This is a genomic window from Streptomyces sp. NPDC090106, assembly GCF_044747265.1.
GTDB lineage: Bacteria > Actinomycetota > Actinomycetes > Streptomycetales > Streptomycetaceae > Streptomyces.
On sequence record NZ_JBIVDS010000024.1, the window covers coordinates 42,522 to 64,359 of the forward strand.

Genomic DNA, 21,838 nt, shown 5'->3' on the forward strand with positions numbered 1-21,838 from the left:
CCGATGACTGGAGCGTATGCGGCCGCCGCGGTGGCTGACCCCTTTGACCGAGCCGCTTCTTTCCTCACTTGTCTCATCGATTCCCTCTCCCGTCCCGATGCACTGCTCCTGCCCCATGACCAGGTGGAGCAGGATGCGGAGAACGGGGCGAGGGAACTGGCGCGTCTGCTCCTGCAGGGCCACCTGGACCTGCGTGCCCGCCAGGAAGAAGCACACCTGACGGCCCTGGAGGCCGGTGGGCGGGCCGCACTCGCCGCCGGCCGCACCCGTCTGGAGAAGCACCACCGCCGTCAACTGGCCACCGTGGTCGGGACGGTGACCGTCACCCGGTGCGCACTACGCGCCCCGAAGCAGCCCAACTACTACCCGGCCGATGCGGTGTTGGGGCTCCCGGGCGGGCGTCACAGCCTGGGCCTGCGCCGGCTGGCGGTGCTGGAGGCCGTCCGCGGCTCCTACGACCAGGCACTTGAGGCGGTCGGCCGCCACTGCGGGACACGTCCACTGGGCAAACGCCAGGTGGAACAGCTGGTGCAGGCTGCCGCAGTGGACATCGCCGCCTTCTATGCCGCCCGCACTCCTCCTCCCGCAGCCCACACGACGCTGCTGGTGCTCAGCGTCGACGGCAAGGGGATCGTGATGCTCCCCGGCCATCTGCGGGAGGCGACGCGCAAGGCCGCCGAGCGTGCGACCCGCACCTTCCGCACCCGTCTGTCTGCCGGGGAGAAGACGGGACGCAAGCGGATGGCGACCCTGGCGGTGGTGCATGACGCGGACCCGGCGCCGCGCAGGCCGCATGACATCATCGCCCCGCCCGGCGGCCGCGCCACGGGCCGCGTCCCGAGAAAGGGGCCAAAAGCCCGCGCGAAGTGGCTCACCGCTTCCGTCGAACACGACGCGGACCAGGTGATTGCCGCCGCGTTCGACGAGGCAGAAGCCCGTGACCCGCAGCACCAGCGATGCTGGGTGGTGCTCGTCGACGGCGCCGCCCACCAGCTGGAATTGATCCAGAAGGAGGCCGACCGCCGGGCGGTCACGATCCATATCGTCCTCGACATCGTGCACGTCATCGAGAAGCTGTGGGCGAGCGCACGGTGTTTCCACGCCGCCGCCGACCCCGCCGCCGAGACCTGGGTCGGCTTCAAAGCCGCCCGGATCCTGGCCGGCGACGCCCCGGGCGCCGTCCGTGACCTGCGCGGCGAAGCCGCACGCGGCCACCTCACCGACGAACAACGCGCCACGATCGACAAGACCTGCCGCTACCTGGAGAACAACGCCGCCTTCGTGCACTACGACCAGGCCCTCGAAGCCGGCTGGCCCATCGCCAGCAGCATCGTCGAAGGAGCCGCACGCCATCTGGTGGCCGACCGCCTCGACATCACCGGCAGCAGATGGAGCGTCCCCGGCGCCGAAGCCGTACTCACCCTCCGTGCCCTCATCAGCAACGGAGACTTCCCGCAATATTGGATCTTCCACACCCAGCGGGAACGCGAACGCCTCCATCCCCACCCCGACCAGCACCACTACGAACTCAGAGCCTGACCCCCAAGCTCACTCAAAAGGAGCCGCACCCTTTCGGGACATCTGTTGCCCCGCGGCGACCCGACTGGATTTCGACGCGGAGCAAACAGGGATCAGGCGGCTCAGTCGGGAGCCGGCGTCCGTAGCATCCTGCTGGAAGTCGGCTACCGGCGGCTCATACGCGGACGGAAGGGCACACGTATCGACACAGTCCTGGGCCTGCTGCCGGGGGTTCGAGCGGCATGACGCCCCTCCCGCAATCGGCGCGCCTCACGCAGCTGGCCTGGTTCCGGAGACGAGCCCTGGCGTCAGGAAAGCTGGCGCCAGGTGTGGTCGAGGGCCGCGCGCAGACTGTCGCTCTGAACGGCGGTCAAACCAGCGGTCATACGATTCTCCAGCTCACGGACCGGCTGCTCATACCTGGCCAGGAGCTGACGTCCGTCTTGGGTCAGTTCAATGAGCAGCTCTCGTCGGTTGGCCGGATTAGAGCGCCGCACCACATATCCCCGCGCTTCGAGAGTGCGGACCATGTCAGCCATGGACTGGGCCGTGACAAAGGAGTCCCGGGCCAGTTGTGCGGCGGTGAGTCCGTCATGCCGTAGCAGGACCGTCAGCGCGGTGTACTGCAAGGCGGTCACACCGGCCGGCTTGAGGACCTGCTCAAGGCGCGCTCGCACGACCTGCTCCGTGCGCTTGATCAGATAGAGCAGCGAAGGTGACGCCTTTGCATCCTTGTCCGCCGACTGTGCCACGGCGTCAGGCACGGCTCCTCCCTCATACGACTGCGCTGACGAGCACACCTGGCGAGAGGCCCGTCCGAGAGCTTCACACTATCCCATTGACAGGAAACCTGCCGAAGATAAACTGAGCGGCCATAGCCAGGAATCCTGTCAATGGAAGGGGTGCCTGTGGACTTGCCGGGAAGGTCGCCATCGTGACAGGGAGCGGCCACGGTCTCGCCTACGCCCGCGCTCACGACGAACGGCCAGTCCGTGTTCGTGAACGACGCGGACCAGCACGTGGTTGAGGCCGCCACGTCGAACCTGACGCACACAGGCGGCAAAGCCATAGGGGTGGCCACCGAAGTGGGCACAACCGAGCTTGCAGAAAGGCTGGACGGCGCTGCGGTGAAGCACCCCGGCCGACTCAACGCACTAGTCAGCCATGCTGGCAACCTGCGGGACAGGGCCCCATGGGAGATCCCCACAGTCGTGCCCGCCCTGAAGGGCACCAAGCCCACCGGCACTCCCCTCCAGTCATGGACACGCAGAGACGAACGTCTCGCCACAGTCCAGGACGCCGCTGGCCTGGTCTCCTTCTCGGCCCCCGAGCTCTCCGTCGGCATCACCGGCCAGGCCATCGGCATGGGCGAGAACCGCCCTGCCCTGCGGTCGCACCCTCAGCGGAAAACCATCACCTTCCACGACAGCAGCTGGTCCGGCACCAACATCGCCACCGCCTGGGCCGCCAGCATGGGCCCGGAATACGAAACCTGCGACATCCCCGTCCCCGGCCTCCAATGCACGAATGGCATGAGCGCCCGCATAGACCTCGATCATGTGGAGGCGACAGACCTGCGCCAACGCGCAGCGGCCACCTCCCAGACTGGCCGCCCCTCGCTCACATCCCGGCACTTCCCGCCGCAGCTCAGCAGCCCGCACCGGGCCCGCTCGGGCTGGAAGGAATCTGACACATCCCCGCCGTACCGCTCAACTCTCCGATCCAGAAAGGCAGAGTACTCGTATGCGCAATCACGGCATCGGGTCCTGGACAGCGCGACGCGCCCGCAAGTCACCCCATAGGCCCGCCCTTGTGTACGGGCACGTCCAGCTCACCTACGGCCAGCTCCACGACCGCACCACCCGCCTGGCCCACTACCTGCGCGGACTGGGAGTACGCCCCGGTGACCGGGTCGCCTACCTCGGCCCCAACCATCCCTCGTTCCTGGAGACCCTGTTCGCCACAGCGCAGCTCGGGGCCATCTTCGTACCCCTCAACACCCGGCTCGCCGAGCCCGAACTATTGCACTGCCTAGCGGACTCCGGCGCGAGCGTGCTGATGCACACAGAGACGTTCCAGGCATTCGCCGACTCCTGCGATGTCCCACGCCGGGTCGCGGCAGGCACAACTTTGGACGAGGAGCTGGCCGCACTACAGGTAACGGCCCTCGATGTATCCGTCAGTCATTCCGATATTGCGATCATCATGTACACCTCGGGGACGACCGGGCGTTCCAAGGGAGCCGTCATCACCCACGGCAACCTCGTCTGGAACAGTGTCAACACCCTGGTCGACGGAGACTTCAGCGCCGACGACATCACCCTGTTGTCCGCGCCGCTGTTCCATACCGCCGCTCTGAACATGACCTGTCTCCCCACCGTCCTCAAGGGCGGAACCCTGCTCCTGGAAGAATCCTTCTCCCCCACCCGCACCCTCGATGTGATCGAGCGCCTTGGTGTCACGGTCATGTTCGGGGTGCCTGCCATGTTCCAGCAGATTGCCTCGGCCTCCGGTTTCACCCAGGCCGACCTGTCATCGGTGCGCATGCTGCTGTGCGGCGGCGCACCTGTCCCCGAGGCACTGATCCGGACCTACGAGCGGCGCGGGATCGGTTTCCTGCAGGGCTACGGCATGACTGAGGCTTCCCCAGGAGTCTGCCTCCTAGACGCCGAGCACGCCCTCGAGAAGCCTGGCAGCGCCGGACTGCCGCACTTTTTCACTGATGTCCGCATCGTCAACGCGGCCGGACAAGATGCCACTCGTGGTGAACTGCTCGTGGAGGGCCCCAACATCATGCGGGGTTATTGGAACCTGCCAGAGGAGACCGCATCGGTCCTCCAGGACGGCTGGTTCCGCTCCGGTGACATCGCCGTCGCCGACGAAGACGGCTACATCACCATCGTCGACCGCGCCAAAGACATGATCATCTCGGGTGGGGAGAACATCTACCCGGCCGAGGTCGAGAAGGCCCTCTACGAGCACCACGCCGTCAGCGACTGCGCCGTCATCGGAGTGCCGGACGAGAAGTGGGGCGAAGTGCCCCGAGCTGTCGTCGTGCTCGCTCCTGGTACGAAGGCATCCGCGGAGGAGATCCTCGCCTTCCTCCATGGCCGACTGGCTCGCTACAAGATCCCCAAATCGGTTGTCTTCGCCGATGCTCTCCCTCGAAGCGGCGCCGGCAAGCTGCTGAAACCCCGTATCCGCCAGACCTACGGCACCACTTCCTGAAAGGCACCGGTATGACTGCGCTGCGCACCGTCACGAATCTCGATGAGATCGTGGCCCTGGCCGGCACCGATCTGGGCCGCACCGGTTGGCAGGCGATCACCCAGGAAAGGGTGAACACCTTCGCCGACGCAACCGGCGACCACCAGTGGATTCACACGGACCCCGAACGCGCTGCTGCCGGCCCCTTCGGAGGCACCATTTCCCATGGCTATCTCACCCTGTCGCTGATCATCCCTCTCTTCAACGAGCTGCTCGCCATCGAGGGAACCTCGATGAGCATCAACTACGGCCTGGACAAGGTCCGTTTCCCCAGCCCCGTGCACGTCGGTTCGAGAATCCGGCTGCACGGAGCGGTCGAGTCCGTAGAGGAGGTCCGCGGCAACGGCGTCGAGATGCGTATCGCTTTCACCGTGGAAGTCGAGGGAACCGACAAGCCGGCATGCGTCGCCCAAGCCGTCTATCGCCACTATGCCTGACGCGCCCATGCCGTTCTTCGTCCGTAGCACTCCCGCCCCATCCGACTGAGCATTCGGGAGCCCCGCTACTCCGCTGCAACGTCCTGCCCGACGACTCTCTGGACTGCTGCCCATGGAACGCGATCTCTTCGACACCGACCACGACGACTTCCGCGCGATGGTCCGCGACTTCGTCACCAACGAGGTCCAACCCCACCTACCGGCCTGGGAACAGGCGGGCGCGGTCGACCGCTCTCTGTTCGAGCAGGCCGGCACCGTCGGCCTGCTCGGCCTGGACATCGATGAACGCTACGGAGGTGGCGGGGTCGCCGACTTCCGCTACAACCTCATCGTCATCGAAGAACTGTGCCGGGCCGGAGCCGCGGCCGTGACAATGAATCTGAGCGGCTTCAACGACCTCGTATCGCCTTACCTCTCAGCACTCGCCACCGACGAGCAGAAGGGGCGCTGGCTGCCAGATCTGTGCTCCGGACGCAAGGTGGCGGCCATCGCCATGACCGAGCCCGGCACCGGCAGCGACCTCAAAGCCATACGCACCACCGCTGTGCGCGAAGGTGACGTCTACATCGTGAACGGCGCCAAGACCTTCATCAGCAACGGGATCCTCGCCGACCTCGCCATCGTGGTCGTATCCACCAATCTCACCGCTGGGCGCGAAGGCATCAGCCTTCTCATCCTTGAGCGGGGCATGCCTGGCTTCGAACGTGGCCGCAAGCTGTCGAAGATCGGCCTGCACGCGCAGGACACCGCCGAGTTGTTCTTCACCGATGTCCGGGTGCCCGTCGCGAACTTGCTCGGCGAGGAAGGCCGCGGCTTCCAGTACCTCATGCACAATCTCCCCCAGGAGCGCCTCAGTGTGGCAGCGACAGCGGTCGCGTCCATGGAGCGGACCCTGCAGAACACCTTGGCGTACACGGCGGAGCGCACTGCCTTCGGCCGACCGGTTGCGGACTTCCAGGCCAACCGGTTCACCCTCGCCGAACTCGCCACCGAGGTGCACGTGGCCCGGGTCTACCTGGACCGCTGCGCGAGCGACCTGGTTGCCGGACGGCTGACCCCGGTCGACGCTGCCATGGCGAAATGGTGGACCACCGAGCTGCAACAGCGGGTTGTGACCCGGTGCCTGCAACTGCACGGTGGATATGGGTACATGCAGGAGTACGACGTCGCCCGTGACTTCCTTGATGCCCGCGCGAGCACCCTGTACGCCGGCACGACGGAGATCATGAAGGAGATCATAGGGCGGTCGCTTCGGCCCTGACCTGACCAAGGGCGATCGCAAAGGCGTGACCGACTGCCACTGGCGGCAGGACGACCCACCTTCCAGGGCTCTTTGGGCAGGCCCGAGGGGGTGCGGATCGCCCTTCGTCGGCCCAGGCACCGGAGGAGTTCCGCCTTGCCCAGATGAAGATTTCATACCGCAGAAATAATGCAGCTTCATTCGTTGACACCAAAAAGTGCCTCATGTTTGGTAAGTGGAGCGGCCGAAAACGCACCCGCCGGGGCGTGGCCGCCACACAAAGGTGGTGTCGTGAACAACGCAAGCCCGCAGGGCCGATTCGACATGAATGTGATCTACCGGCCTGCCAACGCCCTCGCCCTTTCCGAACCCGAGATCCCTGATCTGGCCCCGGGGTCCCGGATCATCCCGGACGGAAGTGTGCACGCAGACGGGGCCCGCCCTGTGCCCCTGGACATCGAAATCCTGCAGGACGTCGCCATCCCCCTGCGCGACGGACTGAGGCTCTACGGTGACGTCTACCGTGGCACCGGCACCACCGCCCGGCCGGCGATCCTCATCTACACGGTGTACTCCAAGCAGGGCGGCTGGTGGAACACCACTCACTACGCCGCCAATTTCGGCGTCCCCAAGGAAAACCTCTCCGGGCTTCAGGCGTTCGAGGCCCTCGACCCCGCGTACTGGTGTGCACACGGCTATGCACTGGTCGTCGTGGACGCGCGAGGAACAGGTCATTCCGAAGGCGACATGGTGTTCGTAGGCGAGGCAGCGGGTCGAGACGTGTACGACACCGTCGAGTGGATCGCAGACCAGGAATGGTGCACCGGAAAGGTCGGCATGGCCGGCAACTCCTACCTCGCCATGGTGCAGTGGGCCGCAGCAGCGCTGCAGCCACCGCATCTGAGCGCGATCGCTCCCTGGGAGGGTCTGACAGACGTGTACCGGGACGCAATCAGCCGAGGAGGCATCCCCGACACTGCGTTCCACGACGAGGACATCATCGGCCACCTGTACGGGACGGCCCGCTTCGAGGACGTCACCGCGATGCTGCGACGTCATCCCACCACCAACGCCTACTGGGCCGACAAGCGGGCGGACCTCACCGCAGTCGACATCCCTGCCTACGTGGTGTCCAGCTGGAGCAACGGAATCCACACCCGCGGAACCCAGCAGGCGTTCCAGGAGCTGGGCTCCGACCGCAAGTGGCTGCGCGTCCACGACACCATGGAGTGGCACGACATCGCCGACCCGGAGAGCATCGCTGATCTGCGCCGCTTCTTCGACCGCTATCTCAAGGACGAGGACAACAGCTGGGAGTCCACGCCGCCAGTCCGGTACGCAGTACTGGACCCTGGACACGACACCTCCGTCCATCGCACCGCCGCCACATGGCCGCCCGCGCCGTTGGAGCCGACCGTTCTCTACCTCGACGCGGCGTCCGGCCAGCTGACACGGGACAAGCCGTCCGCCGAGGCGTCGATCTCCTACTCCGCGACCGACTCCGAAGCAACTGCCCGCTTCAGCTTCACCGCCGAACAGGACACCGAGCTGCTGGGCCCGCTCAATGTCCGGTTCTGGGCCGAGACCAGCGAGGGCGACGACCTCGACCTGTTCGCGGCGGTCTACAAGGTCGACTCGGCCGGGACCCCGCTGTGGCAGAACGTCATGCCCGGACTGAAGGAAATGGCCCTGCAGATGGAGAAGGACGGCCAGTTGATCAGTCACCTGGCCTACACCGGGCCAGTAGGCAGGCTTCGTGCCTCACACCGCGCGCTCGACCCGGTGAGGTCCACCATGTTGGAGCCGTACCTCTCTCACGAGCTTGAGGAGCCCGTCCAGCCCGGCACCCCGATCGAACTCGACCTGGGCCTGTGGCCGACCGGGATGACCGTCCATGCCGGGGAGACTCTGATCCTGGAGATCGCGGGCAGTCCCGCAGGGCCGTTCTCGGCATCCCAGCCGGGCCGCGCTCCCGTTGCCACGAGGAACGCGGGGACACACACCCTGCACACCGGAGGACGCTTCAGCTCGCGGGTCTTCCTGCCCTTCGTGAAGTAGAGGACAAGCGCCGGTCTCCGTCGGCGCACGGCGACCGGACCTGCGCCCTGCCTGTGCTCTGCCCCAGGCCACACCACAGGCAGGGCATGGGCAGTCGGCTCATGGAGACACCGTGCCGGCGTCACCAGGGCAAAGCGGCAGCGTTGCGTCGGCCCCCGGACGCGGTGGCAGGCCCGTCAGAACGCGGCGTTGGGCAGGGAAAGCAAGATGTCGTCCGTGTACCCAGCCGCCACCAAGTCGGCAGCGACGCAAGGCAACACCGTGCGGGCAAAGTGTCGGCCCGAGGCGACCTTGCCTTGGTAGAAGGAGACGTCAGTGTCGTCCGGGCCGTCGCCCATCAGCGCATAGGCGGCGACTTCAGCACTGCGCAAAAGGAGCCACCCACAGAGCAAGTCGCCCATGGCGAGCAGGAAACGGGTGGTGTCCTGAGCCACCAGGGCTGGTCCATCGGGCTGTTGGTCCTCCCAGCGACGTAGGAGCAGGCCGAACAGTACACGGAACGCCTGTAGAGCGTGGTGGAGCTGTCGGCGTTCGACAGTGAATTCGTCGGTGTCGTCCAGGCGGCGCTCCGCGGTCGCCGCGACCTCGTCGAGAAGCGCATCGAGCGCCGCACCTTCATCTTTCAGGATCGTGGAACTGAACAGGAGCAGCCCCTGTGTACCGGTCGGGCCCCCGTAAAGGCTGTCCACCACCGCATCCCGGACGTACTGCTCCAGCGGGTAGTCGCACGGATGGCCCGAGATGGCCAACACCCGCATCGCTCCCTGGCCCAGGACCCGCCAGGTCGTTTCCGAACAGTAGCCCTTGATGACCGGGAGGAGCATCTGATGGGTGGCGTCGGCGAACCGGTCATGAGCACCCGTCTGCCGGGCGGCAGTCAGGCGGTCTTGAAGAGACCCGGCGTAAAGGATCAGTGCCCGCATCCCTTCGGCATGTGCCTTCTGCGTCATCAGCGAGTGACGGATGTCAGAGTGCTCGATGATCGCAACAGACTCAGGCCGCCGGTCCTCGAGCGGCGTGCCGCTCTGGACGCGCTCGGCCGCATAGTCACGGGCCATGAAATACCCCGTGGACAGCGTGGTCATCGACTTGACGCCGACCAGCACATGTATCGCCTTGACGATCTCAAGAATCTGCCGGACACCGTCGCGTTCGTCGCCAAGGAGCCATCCGACCGTCGGCGCCCCACCACCGGGCGTGGGCTCGCCGGCAAAGCCCTTGTGTCGTATTACCAGAACTCCGTTGCGGTCACTGAGGCCTCCGCTCCCGAGATCGACACCGAACTCAGGGACCACGAACAGAGAAGGCTTGTCGCAGTCGGAGTCCCCCGTGTCCGATACACCGATCGGTCTGGCCAGCACGAGATGCATGACGTTCTCGGTCGTCTCGTGATCTCCGTGGACAACGGATCGCCCGGCACCCTCCAGGTGCCAGCTGCCATCAGGCTGCGGGCTGGCGACCGTACTTACGGCGCAGGCGTCGAAGCCGACGTCCGGCTCGGTCAGAGGCATACCGACAGTCCAGCCGCGGTCCACGATGAGCTCGGCCAGTTGCCTATGGTCCGGGGTATCGCGTGCATGGAGCAGTCTCACGACCAGCGGCACAAGGTACGCCCCGGTTGGGATTGATGGATTGGCGCCCAGCATGATCTCCAAGACAGCCAGGCGGAGTGACGGTGGCGTCCACTGCCCACTCGGTTCAGGCGACAAGTCCAGGTCCAGCCATCCGGACTCCAAATAGGCGGCGAAGACCTCCAGGAACGGCGGTGACATGGGAACACAGCGGGTTTCGGGATCGAACCTCAGTGACTCGCGGGTTGCGTCAGGGAACAACGGCACCAGCACGTCCGCCGCGAAGCGGTCAGCCTCCGCGAGAACCCGCTGAGCATGTTCCAGGTCTATTCGACCAAACGGTTCGGGGCTGTCCAGCACCTCCTGTCCCAGCAGTTCGCGTATGACGAAGGCGACGTCTCGCAAGTTGGTGCGGTAGTGGTTCACGCTGGCCTCTCAACGGAAAATCGCCCGTGCTGGCTCCGATTGCAGCGGGCTTCCAGCCCACCCATACCTCACAGCCCAGAAACCCTGCGCGGCTGCGCAGCCCGGCACCCGTCCTCAGTCTCCTGTGCATTGGGACAAGGAACACCCGCCATCCCACTGGATGGCAAAGAAGACAGAGAGCGACTTGGCTCCCGAACACCTCGAACGGTGTCCCGTCTCCCTGGACGGAGAACACACATATCAAGTAGCTTGTCAAGAGGTTCTGATTTACGAAAGCGGGGTGCCCCCATGGCTGGAAACCAGGCCACACCCGGGCGCACGGTGGCGAGCAAAGTCGTGCAGGTCCTCGCGGCCTTCTCGGGTGATCACGACGAGCTCTCTCTCACACAGCTCCAGCGGCTAACGGGCCTCCCCACCTCAACCGCACACCGTCTGGCTCAGGACCTCTTGGGCGAAGGCATCCTTGAACGGTCCCCTCAGGGCAATTACCGCATTGGGCTGCGGCTGTGGGAGATAGCCAGCCGCTCCGTACGAGGGTCGGGTCTCCGGGAGATCGCCATGCCCTATCTGCAGAGTCTCTACGAGATGACCCAGCAACACGTCCAGCTCGCCCTGCTCGACGGGGATCAGGCACTCGTCGTCGAGAAAATCTCCCGCCTACGAGGCGCTCCCACGCGGAGCCGGGCCGGAGGACGCCTACCTCTTCACGCCAGTGGCGTCGGCAGGGCCATGCTCGCGCACACCCCTGAGGCAGTGCAGGAACGGATCCTGCGGAGCCCGCTTGCTCCCTACACAGCGCATACAGTTACATCCCCCAGGGAACTACGCTTCCTGCTCGCACAAATCAGACGCGATCGCACCGCTTACTGCCACCAGGAGTTCACGGTGGGCGCATTCGCCTGCGCCGCACCCATTCCGGCACCGGAGGCCAGCACGGTCGCCGCCATCTCCGTGATCGTCCGCACCGATCAGGAAGCCGTACAGTTCGCGGCAGCCGTGCGCACAACCGCCGTGGGCATACGCCGCGCACTCCAGGCTCGCTACAGCACTGCGCCTCAGATCGGCAGGCCGTCCAGCGGAACCGTGCCGGCCCAAGACCATATGACAGCGGGGACGATCGACGACGGGCGACAGCACCCCTCATGACATTTCGGGTAGGCCGAGGGCCAGTCAGCTAATCCGCGTCTGCCGACTCGATCATTTCCCGAAGTTCAACCGCACAGGACTCCAACGCCGATCGCAGGAGTTCTACCGAATCCGGCTCCAGGGAAGCCAGGACCCGAGCCTCCACAAGGTCAACGGCTGCTTCGCATGACGCAAGGCGTCGCTCACCCTCCTCGGTGAGCGAGGCCCGCAGAATCCGCCAATTCGCCGGATCCGGCTCACGCGAGATCAGCTGCGCGTCTTCAAGCTGGCCGACGACCTGATTCATCGCCTGAGGTGTGACAAACGCTCTTCGCGCCAGCTGCGCCGATGAGAGCCCGCTGCGCCTGGCGAGCACACTGAGCGTCGCGTATTGCACAGTCGACAGACCGAATTCGCGCACCGCTTGCTCCAGCACCAGGCGCACCCCCCGCTCAACCTGTTTGACCAAGTAGGTGATCCGCGCGGGTGTTCTGTCCTCTACCGACTCCACAGGAGCCGACTTTACCTTGACCCGCACACCGGCCGCATATCAATCAACTTGACATGCCGAGCGCTTGTACAAAAGCTGGTGGGGGACCCCTCTCGGTATCCCCCACCAGCTGGTCCAACGTCGAGTTGTTACGCGTCAGACACGCACCAGCTTCTGTTCGTCGTCCGGATCGGCGCTCTTCTCATGCTCACCGCGCAGCCCTTCCCCCTCGACATCGACGTTCGGCAGCAGCCGGTTCAGCCGCTGCGGAAGCCACCATGCCTTGTCCCCGAGCAGAGCGAGAACTGCCGGGACGATCGCCATGCGCACGATGAAGGCGTCGAAGAAGACAGCGGTCGCCAGCCCGAAGCCGATCATCTTGATCATCGACTCGGATGCGCCGATGAATCCGGCGAAGACCGCCATCATGATCACTGCCGCCGCGGCGACCACCCTGGCGCTGTACTTGAAACCGGTCACCACAGCTTCGGTCGCCCGTTCGCCATGGACATACGCCTCGCGCATCCGGGTCACAAGGAACACCTCGTAGTCCATGGCAAGGCCGAAGACCACACCCACCATGAAGATCGGCACCATCGACATGACCGGGCCGGTCTCCTCGACCCCCAGCAGGCCCGCCAGCCATCCCCACTGGAACACCGCGACGATGGCACCCAGGGCCGCCAGCACACTCAGAAGGAAGCCGAGCGCCGCCTTCAGCGGGACCAAGATCGAACGGAAGACCAGAATCAGCAGAAGGAACGCCAGGCCGACAACCAGGCACAGATACGGCACAAGCGCATCGCTCAGCGTCTGCGAGAAGTCAATGTTCATGGCCGTGGTACCGGTGACCAGCAGCCGGGCATCGTCGTCGGCAGCGACAGCGCTGCCCTTGTCGCGGATGGTGTGCACCAGGTCTTCCGTCGTCACCGACGACGGCTTGGAGCCCGGGAACACGGTGAACATCGCCGTGTCACCGGCCTTGTTGTATGCCGCAGGCGTGACCTGAGCGACATCCTTCAACCCGCCGATCTCATCGGAGACCGAGCCGACCGTGCCTTCGATGTCGCTTCCGCCCTTGGCGTCGACCACTACCATCAGCGGGCCGTTGAACCCTGGTCCAAAGCCGTCCGACAGCAGATCGTAGGCACGGCGCTGGGTCGTCGACGTGGGCTTCGTACCGTCGTCTCCCAGGCCCAGTTCCAGCGAGGTCGTGGGCAGAGCCAGGGCACCCAGGCCCACCACGCACGTGATCAGAACGGCGACCGGACGGCGCACCACGAAGCTGGCCCAGCGGGTGCCCATGTTGGGCGCGTCCGTGTTCTTTGCGCGCCGCCCGCCGCCCAGCAGCTTGCTCTTCTCACCGGCCGGCTTCACCTTCTGGCCCGCGTAGCTGAGCAGCGCGGGAACCAGCGTCAAAGCGATCAGGACCGCGATGACCACGGTGCCGGACGAAGCGAGGCCCATTTCGGTCAGCATCGGCACGTTGACGATGGTCAAACCCACCAGCGCGATCACCACGGTGAGCCCGGCGAAGACCACTGCCGAGCCCGCTGTGCCGACCGCCCTGCCGACGGCTTCCTCACGGCTTCGTCCCTCAGCCAGTTCTGCGCGGTAGCGGGAGACAATGAACAGCGCGTAGTCGATACCGACCGCGAGACCGATCATCATGGCCAGAGTCGGGGTGCTCGAACTGAGATCGAAAGGCTTCGACAGGATCGTGATGGCGCACACGCCGATCGCGACGCCGATCAGAGCGGTGAGCAGGGGGAGCCCTGCGGCCAGCAGCGATCCAAAGGTGATCACGAGGACAACAGCGGCGACAGCGATGCCGATGATCTCGGTGGCAGCGCTCGCCTCGTTACTCGTCAGTGCATCGCCACCGATCTCGACGGTCAGCCCTGCACTCCGAGCCTCCTGTGCGGTCTCTTCCAGAGCGTCCTGTGTGGAGACCTCCAGTTCCATGGAGGACACCTTGTAGTTGACCGAGGCGTAGGCGATGGTGCCGTCCTTGCTCACCGCGTGCGACTCATAAGGGTCGGCCACGGAGGCTACCTCGGAGCCACGGGACAGCTCCTCCAGAGCCGCCTCGACGGCGGCCTTGTTCGTCGCGTCCGTCATCTTCTCGCCGGAGGGGGCTTTGAACACCACCCTCGCGGTAGCCCCGTCGGCGCTGCTTCCGGGGAAGCGCTCATCGAGCAGATCGAACGCCTTCTGCGATTCCGTGCCCGGCATGGAGAAGGACGACGTGCCAGCGCTGGGCGCGGCGGCGGCGCCGATCCCTGCCAGCGCCAGCAACGCTACCCATATGAGGGCAACGAAGTGCCGTCGCCTGTAGGTAAGTCGGCCGAGTTTGTAGAGGAACGTGGCCACGAGGGCGTACTCCCAATCAGGTCGTGGGGTGTTCAGAGCAGGGTTGTCAACCTGTTAGGGGGAAGGTTGATCGGCCCGACGCCATGAGCGGAGACGTCAGGAGGAGAACTGCTGAGCTGGACTTGTCCGTCCACACCGGCGCCAAGGGACAAGGACGTCGATGCGAGACGTGGAAACTGGGTGCCCGTGGCTGCCCGTCGCACAGGCTGCGGACTGCGAAGCAGCCGAGCCCCACTGGCCGCGCACCCTCTGTAGGTAGTCCGGACCGATCTCGCCCTGGTCGCGCTTCGGTTGTCGCGCGCCATTGAACTCGATCATCTATGAACAGATTCCCGCGGAACGAGCGCGAGAGGCCCGGATCGCTCCGCACCGACGCGGAGTCACGCTTCCCGTCAGCGGCGAGCGCAATTCGACGACATGGAGAACTCCACTGAGCGGTCCGCTGTCAGGAGCGGCAAGGCCGATCTCGCGAATACGGCGTCGACCACGTAACACACCTTCCTCGATAGGAGACGACATCGTTTCGTGCACTTCAAGGCCGATGAGAACCCCACCGCAGTGACGAAGCGGTTCTTTTGTGCGGGGATTCATACGGACCTGTCCATCCGAAAACCATCCCGGCCGAACTCCCGGAAGGCACGACAGGGATCAAGCCGCTCCGCCTCGGCTCGGCAACAACGGCGGCACACTCGCCCGCCTCTCGCCCGCCAGGAGGAGCATCGAGATATCAAGTGCCTTGATACTACCAGAACGGGAATCCCTCGATCCGGCCTCCCGGGCCACACTCTGAAAGACATGACCGAAAGTCCCATTCCCGACGGGTCCACGACGAACATCACGACTGCCTGGCCTCAAGGCCAGGCCAAGCAGTCGTAAGCGTCCGGACACCGTCGGTGGTCTACTGACTGACCAAAGCCGGGATGAACACCTGAAATGTCGCGCCCTTACCGGGACTCGACAGCACCACAACATGCCCTGCGTGCGCCCTCACCAAGGACTGCACGATGGATAGACCGAGGCCGGCTCCGCCTGTGGCACGGTTGCGGGACGTATCCGCCCGATAGAAGCGTTCAAAGATCCGGGTGCTCTGTTCCGGCGAGAGTCCTGGACCTTGGTCCGCGACTTCCAGAACCGCGTGATCGCCCACCCTTCCCACGCCAATCCGCACTGGTGTGCCGGGCGGGGTATGGGTGACGGCGTTACCCACCAGATTCGCCACGACCTGGCGCAACCGCGCCTCGTCGACGAGTGCCGGAGCGTAGGTCGGCAGGTCCTCATCGGCCGGACCGGTCAAGGCTACGGGGCGGGTCGGATCCAGGGCCCGCACGTCATGGAGAGCATCCGCCGCCAGCGTGCGCAGGTCCCCTGGCGCAAGGTCGAGGCCGAGCAGGACACCATGATGTTCGTCGTCGAGGGATCTGCCAGCAGCCTTCAGATCGTGCTCGTCAAGCCGGGCAAGCTGGAGCATGTCCTCGACCAATTGGGCCAGCCGATCGGACTCACGCGCAATGCGGTCCATCGCGGCATCAACATCGTGACGGTCGGCCAGCGCACCCATACGATAGAGCCCGGTGAGGCCCTTGATGCCAGCCAGCGGCGTACGCAGCTCGTGGCTCGCGTCGGCGACGAACCGGCTCATTCTGGCCTCGGAGTCCGCCCGGGCGGCGAAGGCACTCTCCAATTGACCGAGCATGCCGTTCAACGCTGTCGCCAACCTCCCCACCTCCGTTTTCGATCCGGCTAGTTCAGGGATCCTTCGGGAAAGATCCCCGCGAGCGATCTCCGCAGCGGTCTGTTCAACACGGGAAAGCGGACGCAGACCTGAGCGGACCGCGAACCATCCAGCCAGAGCCAAGACGGCAAGAAGACCAAGGCCTGTATTCCGATAAATGCCCCACATCCGGTCCAGCGTGCTGTCGACCCGGGCCATCGATGTGGAGACGACAACGCTGCCGGAGGCAGCCGGCACCAACCCCGTGGTCGAGGCCGTCAGAGAGCGATCAAGCCTGGGAACGACCACCATCCGCCATCGGGTCTCATCGTGGGCGCTGCCCACCGTGAATGGACGTTCACCCCGAGCGGCCACGGCTGCCGCATCCACCCGGGGGAGCGCTGGCCCGCGTGCCGATTTCGCACGGTTCGCTCCGCCGAGCGAGTAGATGCTCTTCTCGACCGTCCCGTCCGCGGAGACATAAGTGATGACGGGACTCCCCAGCACGTCCGTGCTGAAGTCGGCCAGGTCGATGGGCCGCTTCAACTGCGCGCCGTTCGTGGCCAGCTGAGGCGGAAGAGCCGAGAACACCTGGGCAGCAGCCTGCAGTTGAGAGTCGACACGGTCCTCCAGATAGCCGCGCAGAGCGTTTCCGGTGACAAGCGCGAACGCGCTGAACCCCGTACTCAGCAAGACGACAGCCAAAAACAACACTCGGCTGCGCAGTGAGGCCCGCGCCCAGACATTGATACCTGGCGACCTCGTCATGTCTTCGGTCCACGCATGACATATCCGACGCCATGCACGGTGTGAATGAGCTTTGGACCACCATTGTCGATCTTGCGACGCAGATAGCTGATGTAGGTATCGACGATGGCGGTGTCTCCATTGAAGTCGTATCGCCAGACTCTCTGGAGAATCTGCGGCTTGGAGACGGTGCGTCCCGCGTTGGCCATCAAGTAGTGCAACAGCCGGAACTCGGTGGGTGAGAGACGCAGAGGTTCGCTGGCGCGCGTCACTTGTGTGCCGTCGGGATCGAGTTCGATGTCCGCCACACGCAGCACGGCACTGGGATCGCCACTGGTACGCCGAAGCACAGCGCGAATACGGGCAATCAGTTCCTGAAGATCGAACGGTTTGGTCACGTAGTCGTCGCCGCCCAGGTGCAGGCCCTCGATTTTGTCATGTGTCTCGTCGCGGGCAGTAAGGAAGACCACGGGAATCTGCCCGCCCTGTTTGGTCAAGGCGGGCTGACACCGCTCGCGCAGACGCCTGATGACTTCGAAGCCATCCAGGTCGGGCAGCATGATGTCCAGCAGGACCAGGTCGGGCGACACCTCGTACGCTCGGTCGAGGGCCTCCTGTCCCGTCCCGGCTGCGGTCACCCTGAACCCGGCATGGCGCAGCGCGGCGGACAGGAGTTCCCTGACCGTCGGCTCGTCGTCGACCACCAGCAGATTCGCGCCGGTGCCGGCTCGTTTGCCTGCGTCCTGCCCGGACGCGGCGGAGGGTGAAGAAGAGTGCTCGGTGAATGACAAGGCAGGCCTCCAGGGGACCGGAAGTTGCGGCTCCTGAACCAGACTGACCAGGGGGCACTGCACCGAGTACGCCGTCGCGCGTGGCTGGAATACCGCGAATCAGGAAACGAGGGCGTGGCTTCTCACCACACACAGTGCACTGTCACGCAGTCTTGGGGGCACGCTGCAGCGCGGCCAGCATGCTTCCGATGAGCCCAGCCAAGCCTCCGATGAACAGACCGAACCCCGCGCTCAACAGTACGCTGCCGCCGAGCCCGGCCCTCATTCCTCCCATCGCGCTGCCGAAGACGCTGATGCTGAAGTTGCCTGTCCCTCCCGCCAGCCAAGTCGTCGCGCCGAGGACAACTGCGGTGGCCAGTGCGAAGCGCTCAGCCGTACCCAGATGAGCAGGCATGGGGCCCTTGTAGGGATGCAGCGGAACTCCACGGACCACTCCCGTCGTACGCGAGGCCCGGTAGGCACAAGAGATCAGGATGAGACATGTCACCGCCAGGGCCACGAGCCATACCTGCCAGCCGCCCGCGGACAGAGAACGCAGGTGCTCGGTGTGATCGGGCTGCTGGATGGCGGCCGAGGTCCCGCCACCGGTCATCCCTTCCATCAGACCGGCCAGGGGATTGCTGCTGTTGTCGGTCGACACAGGGTGCACCTCAGCCGTCCAGGGAGCTCCGACCCCCAGCGACAGAAAGACCGCGAGGAGATTCGGGGCCACCAGCAGTGCGATGCCTGCCGCCGTCCTGGCCTGGCCGCCGACCGCCAGCCCGATGACCGCCATGGCCGTCAGACAGATACCGGCCAACGTCAGGACGGTGCGCACAATGGTGGACACGGTGGGAGCCCAGACGGTCCGCGCCCGGTCGAGTGCGCCGCCGAGAGGCAGTCGCACTCGCTGGCTGATCAGGCACCCGACACCCAGCACAACGACGGCCCACACCAGCGCACCGAAGCTTGTGGCGAACACACCGGCGTCGTAGGTCACCGTGGGCTGCGCAGCGGCGTCCCCGCCCATCAGTTGGCTGAAGGGGTCACTACCCGCGTCGCCGCCCATCAGGGCGCTGAACGGGTTGTTGCTGCTGTCTCCGTCGGAGGCGCTTCCCCCAAGTCCCCCCATACCTTCCATGGCTGAGGCAGGCAGCTCGGCGGTTCCCCGGCCGAGACCCGCCACGAACATGAACAAGATCATGGCCGCGGTCGCTGCTCCGGACACGCGTACCGCCAACTCGCTTCCGCTGAACCGCCGCTGCGGTGTCCCCCTACGCAGCCGCCGGGAGAACGCGATCCACAGCACGGCGGCACCGATCAGAGTCACGCCCAACGGCACGGCCTCAACCGCGCCACTGACGGAGGGACTCATGCCGCCGCCACCGAAGAGGCTGGCCAGACCGCTCGCCCCTTCGGCGCTCGCTGACGCGCTCGCGCCGGAACTCACCGAGCCGCCCACCGCCATGGCTGTGATCGCCATCGTCAACTCCCACAGGGAGCCGACCGACCCTGCATCGGCGAGCAGGAGCGCCACAAAGGCAGCAAGCGCCATCGCAGCGGTCGCGCACAGTACGGCCAGTGCTCCTTCCAGAGCATTCTGCATGGGGCCGACCGTGTGCACGGTCACTGTGCGGCTCGGAGCCCCACGCTGAGAACCTGTTCGAGGCCTCGCGCTGGTCGCGGACTTCGTGGGGGAACCAGACCTGGCCTTCGGGCCGGCCGAGGTGGCAGACATGTCGAGAGCACTCCGCTTCACTGGCAAAAAGACGCGCAGCACCGTTCCTGATTCTGGAAACGGCGCCGTGCGCTGGGAACTCACCCACCCTGACGCCCACGGCTACTACGATTCAGAAAGGTTCTGGGAGGTTTCTGAGTGCCGTCCGCCTCGCGTCCCTGTTCAGGGACGCGAGGCGGGCTCAGCTACCGAAAACCTCCCAGGAAACTCCCAGAATCCCTCGACTCGCGTTGGGCATCACAGCCCTGCCTCCACCAAGGACGGTGACCGTGAGCGGGGACGGCACGCGGGCGCACCGCAGATATGGGTCCGCACGGACTCAGTCTTCTCCAGAGCCCGTTGGCACTCAGCTCGCGCGATCAGCTGGTCGTGACTTGGGTGCTTCTGATGACGTCGAGCACGGCGCCGCGCGACTCTGTGAAGAGGGACACGACCTCAGCACAGGCCTTTTCGAGGACCGCAGTGGAGGGCAATGCCTCGGGCGCGAACAACTTTTCCACCGTGTGCGCGAAGACGGCATACGGATCGTCGACGGCCGGAGAGGTGGCGGCATGAGTGATCGCATGACCGAATCCGGTAAGAAGCGCGTGCATCATGAACGCGTACTCACTCAGCGATCGGTGCTGCGAAACGAGGCCGTGCCGAGCCAGAATGGGAATGATGGCACCGCACATCGCGCTTGGCGATATACGAGAGAACAATCTTCCCTGCTCAGGGAAAGCCGCGAGAAGATGCGGCAATTGCGCATCGTCTCCATTGAGAAACCGCGACAACGGCAACCCCTGCGCCGTTCTGATCATGAATGGCGCAAGCCTGGCGGGAAGTACCTGACTCGCGTCCTGCGAGAGATGTTGGATAACCGCGTCCACAGCAGCCAGGAGATCCCGGGCGAACATACCCAGAATCAAGGCTTCCTTGCTGGGCCAGAACACATAGACTGTGCCTTTCCCGACCCCGGCTGCCCGAGTGATCTCACTGACGGTGACTTTCCCGATGCCATGGTCGAGCACGAGTGTCCTGGAGGCGTCCAAGATGCGAGCGGCCTTTACAGATCGGCACTCGATCAGCGGGTCCACGGCTTCTCCTGTTGCTTTTGGTTCAGGGGGCGGCGACGTCCTCATGCTTGGCCTGTTCGCTGCCGCTTCGCTGAACGGCTTTGTGCATGACCTTCCTGGCGCCCGGAGTGTTCATCAGCCGAACCAGACCCGAGCGCAGAACCCGCTCCTTGGCGTCCTGCGGCGTGAAGATTCTACGCATGACCAAGGCGCTGGCCTGGTTGGTTGAGATGAACGGACGCATCCTTTCCTCCCATGCACCGAGAGCGGCCGGCAGATTCCCTGCGTGCTTCTGGACCATGGTGCCGAGTAGCTCACCACCTGCTATCGAGCTGGAGGCACCCATGCCTGAGTACAGGGACAGACACCACGCCGCGTCACCGACCAGCGCGACCCTGCCCTCGTGCCACTTCGGCATCTTGACCTGGTGGACCGCGTCGAACAGCGAGTCCGGCGCATTCTCGTAGTGCTCGAAGAGTTCCTCCAGGAGTGCCCCGGTGGGTTCCGGGCCGAAGGCAGTCCTGAGCGACTCGATCGGCGTCTGCCGGAATTCAGCGTCGATGTCCTCGGTCCGATACGAGAACAGCAGACTGGGCGCATGGTTGTAGAACGGGAACGTCCAGGCTGAACGGCCGGCCTCGGCCAGCACAAGGCCTTCATTGAGGCCGAAGCCGGTGACCGGCCGGTCGAGCACCGTGGCAGCGATCATGTAGTTCAGAGGGTGTAGGAAGTCCTCGCCGCCGAAGGCGAGGCGGCGCACGGTGGACCGCATGCCATCCGCACCGACGACGAGGTCGAACCGCTCCGTCTTCTCCACGTCCGCAGCACTGTCGTGCAGCGTCACATCCACGCCGTCGGCGTCCTGCGCGATCGCGACAGGCACCGTGGAGTAGCGGATCTCCACATCATCCGGCAGCGCGTCGAACAGGCCCCGTTCCACATCGCCCCGCAGCACCGTCCGCGGGCCGTCGGGAGTGTCCGCCGGACTGATGCCCGGCCTGCGTCGGCCCTGGCGGTTGACTTCGAGTTGGTTCAGCGAGTCATGGCTCCGGTCACCGATGTCGTCCAGGACGCCCAGCCGCTCGGCCGAAGCGGATCCGGTGCCGAAGAGCATGATGAAGTAGCCGCCAGAGCGCCGGGCCGGGGCGCGCTCGACTACGACCGGCTCCCATCCGATCTGGCGCAGCCGCAGCGCTGTGGCTATACCGGCGATTCCCAGGCCGACTACGAGGGCACGGCCGTTCTTCTTCGTTTCGATCATGACACTCCCTCTCTATGAGCCTCCAGCATACTCGACGAACTGACCGTTTCA

At 65.2% G+C, this 21,838-nt stretch carries 16 protein-coding genes; 7 read left to right on the forward strand and 9 right to left on the reverse strand.

Going from position 1 to position 21,838, the window contains the following annotated elements; all coding sequences use genetic code 11:
* Window positions 1-3: 3 nt before the first annotated feature.
* A complete protein-coding gene (locus ACIPSE_RS44425) occupies window positions 4-1,539 on the forward strand; it encodes an ISKra4 family transposase (RefSeq protein ID WP_401675308.1) in 1,536 nt (511 codons plus the stop codon).
* 287 nt (window positions 1,540-1,826) lie between these two features.
* On the opposite strand, the gene ACIPSE_RS44430 is transcribed toward ACIPSE_RS44425, so the two are convergent.
* On the reverse strand, window positions 1,827-2,282 hold the full coding sequence (locus ACIPSE_RS44430; RefSeq protein ID WP_401675309.1) for a MarR family winged helix-turn-helix transcriptional regulator: 456 nt from the start codon (window positions 2,280-2,282) through the stop codon (window positions 1,827-1,829).
* A 228-nt stretch (window positions 2,283-2,510) separates the two neighbouring features.
* On the opposite strand from ACIPSE_RS44430, the gene ACIPSE_RS44435 reads away from it, so the two are divergent.
* The 5 genes from ACIPSE_RS44435 (at window position 2,511) to ACIPSE_RS44455 (ending at window position 8,520) form a co-directional block, all read left to right on the forward strand.
* On the forward strand, window positions 2,511-3,320 hold the full coding sequence (locus ACIPSE_RS44435) for a hypothetical protein (RefSeq protein ID WP_401675311.1): 810 nt from the start codon (window positions 2,511-2,513) through the stop codon (window positions 3,318-3,320).
* Window positions 3,262-4,746 carry an o-succinylbenzoate--CoA ligase gene (gene menE, locus ACIPSE_RS44440; protein ID WP_401675313.1) on the forward strand — a complete coding sequence of 495 codons (1,485 nt, stop codon included), beginning with the start codon at window positions 3,262-3,264 and terminating at the stop codon, window positions 4,744-4,746. The genes ACIPSE_RS44435 and menE overlap by 59 nt, the downstream gene beginning before the upstream one ends.
* An 11-nt stretch (window positions 4,747-4,757) precedes the next feature.
* Window positions 4,758-5,222, forward strand: coding sequence for a MaoC family dehydratase (locus tag ACIPSE_RS44445; protein ID WP_401675316.1), 465 nt, complete (start codon window positions 4,758-4,760; stop codon window positions 5,220-5,222).
* Window positions 5,223-5,334: 112 nt separating this feature from the next.
* A complete protein-coding gene (locus ACIPSE_RS44450; protein ID WP_401675318.1) occupies window positions 5,335-6,483 on the forward strand; it encodes an acyl-CoA dehydrogenase family protein in 1,149 nt (382 codons plus the stop codon).
* A 270-nt stretch (window positions 6,484-6,753) separates the two neighbouring features.
* Window positions 6,754-8,520 carry a CocE/NonD family hydrolase gene (locus tag ACIPSE_RS44455; protein ID WP_401675321.1) on the forward strand — a complete coding sequence of 589 codons (1,767 nt, stop codon included), beginning with the start codon at window positions 6,754-6,756 and terminating at the stop codon, window positions 8,518-8,520.
* Window positions 8,521-8,696: 176 nt separating this feature from the next.
* Here the strand turns inward: ACIPSE_RS44455 and ACIPSE_RS44460 are convergent, their stop codons facing one another.
* The gene (locus tag ACIPSE_RS44460) at window positions 8,697-10,517 is read right to left on the reverse strand and encodes an acyl-CoA dehydrogenase (protein ID WP_401675323.1); all 1,821 of its coding nucleotides are present in this window, start codon (window positions 10,515-10,517) and stop codon (window positions 8,697-8,699) included.
* 288 nt (window positions 10,518-10,805) lie between these two features.
* Here ACIPSE_RS44460 and ACIPSE_RS44465 point away from each other — a divergent pair, with 288 nt between their 5' ends.
* Window positions 10,806-11,663 carry an IclR family transcriptional regulator gene (locus tag ACIPSE_RS44465; RefSeq protein WP_401675326.1) on the forward strand — a complete coding sequence of 286 codons (858 nt, stop codon included), beginning with the start codon at window positions 10,806-10,808 and terminating at the stop codon, window positions 11,661-11,663.
* Between the two features lie 28 nt (window positions 11,664-11,691).
* Here the strand turns inward: ACIPSE_RS44465 and ACIPSE_RS44470 are convergent, their stop codons facing one another.
* From ACIPSE_RS44470 to ACIPSE_RS44500, 7 genes are all read right to left on the reverse strand, one after another.
* Window positions 11,692-12,153 (reverse strand): MarR family winged helix-turn-helix transcriptional regulator, encoded by a 462-nt coding sequence (locus tag ACIPSE_RS44470; RefSeq protein WP_401675329.1) that lies wholly within the window; start codon window positions 12,151-12,153, stop codon window positions 11,692-11,694.
* Window positions 12,154-12,288: 135 nt separating this feature from the next.
* Window positions 12,289-14,505, reverse strand: a complete 2,217-nt coding sequence (locus ACIPSE_RS44475) for an MMPL family transporter (protein ID WP_401675332.1) — start codon at window positions 14,503-14,505, stop codon at window positions 12,289-12,291.
* 898 nt (window positions 14,506-15,403) lie between these two features.
* Entirely contained in the window at window positions 15,404-16,984 is a 1,581-nt protein-coding gene (locus ACIPSE_RS44480; RefSeq protein WP_401675335.1) for a sensor histidine kinase, read from the reverse strand.
* Window positions 16,981-17,673: a response regulator transcription factor gene (locus ACIPSE_RS44485; RefSeq protein ID WP_401675361.1), complete on the reverse strand. Its 693-nt coding sequence runs from the start codon at window positions 17,671-17,673 to the stop codon at window positions 16,981-16,983. Before ACIPSE_RS44485 ends, ACIPSE_RS44480 begins: the two co-directional genes overlap by 4 nt.
* A 223-nt stretch (window positions 17,674-17,896) precedes the next feature.
* Window positions 17,897-19,339, reverse strand: coding sequence for a streptophobe family protein (locus ACIPSE_RS44490; RefSeq protein WP_401675337.1), 1,443 nt, complete (start codon window positions 19,337-19,339; stop codon window positions 17,897-17,899).
* A gap of 491 nt (window positions 19,340-19,830) precedes the next feature.
* The gene (locus tag ACIPSE_RS44495; RefSeq protein WP_401675340.1) at window positions 19,831-20,547 is read right to left on the reverse strand and encodes a TetR/AcrR family transcriptional regulator; all 717 of its coding nucleotides are present in this window, start codon (window positions 20,545-20,547) and stop codon (window positions 19,831-19,833) included.
* A 22-nt stretch (window positions 20,548-20,569) separates the two neighbouring features.
* Window positions 20,570-21,787, reverse strand: a complete 1,218-nt coding sequence (locus tag ACIPSE_RS44500) for an FAD-dependent monooxygenase (RefSeq protein ID WP_401675343.1) — start codon at window positions 21,785-21,787, stop codon at window positions 20,570-20,572.
* Window positions 21,788-21,838 lie beyond the last annotated feature (51 nt).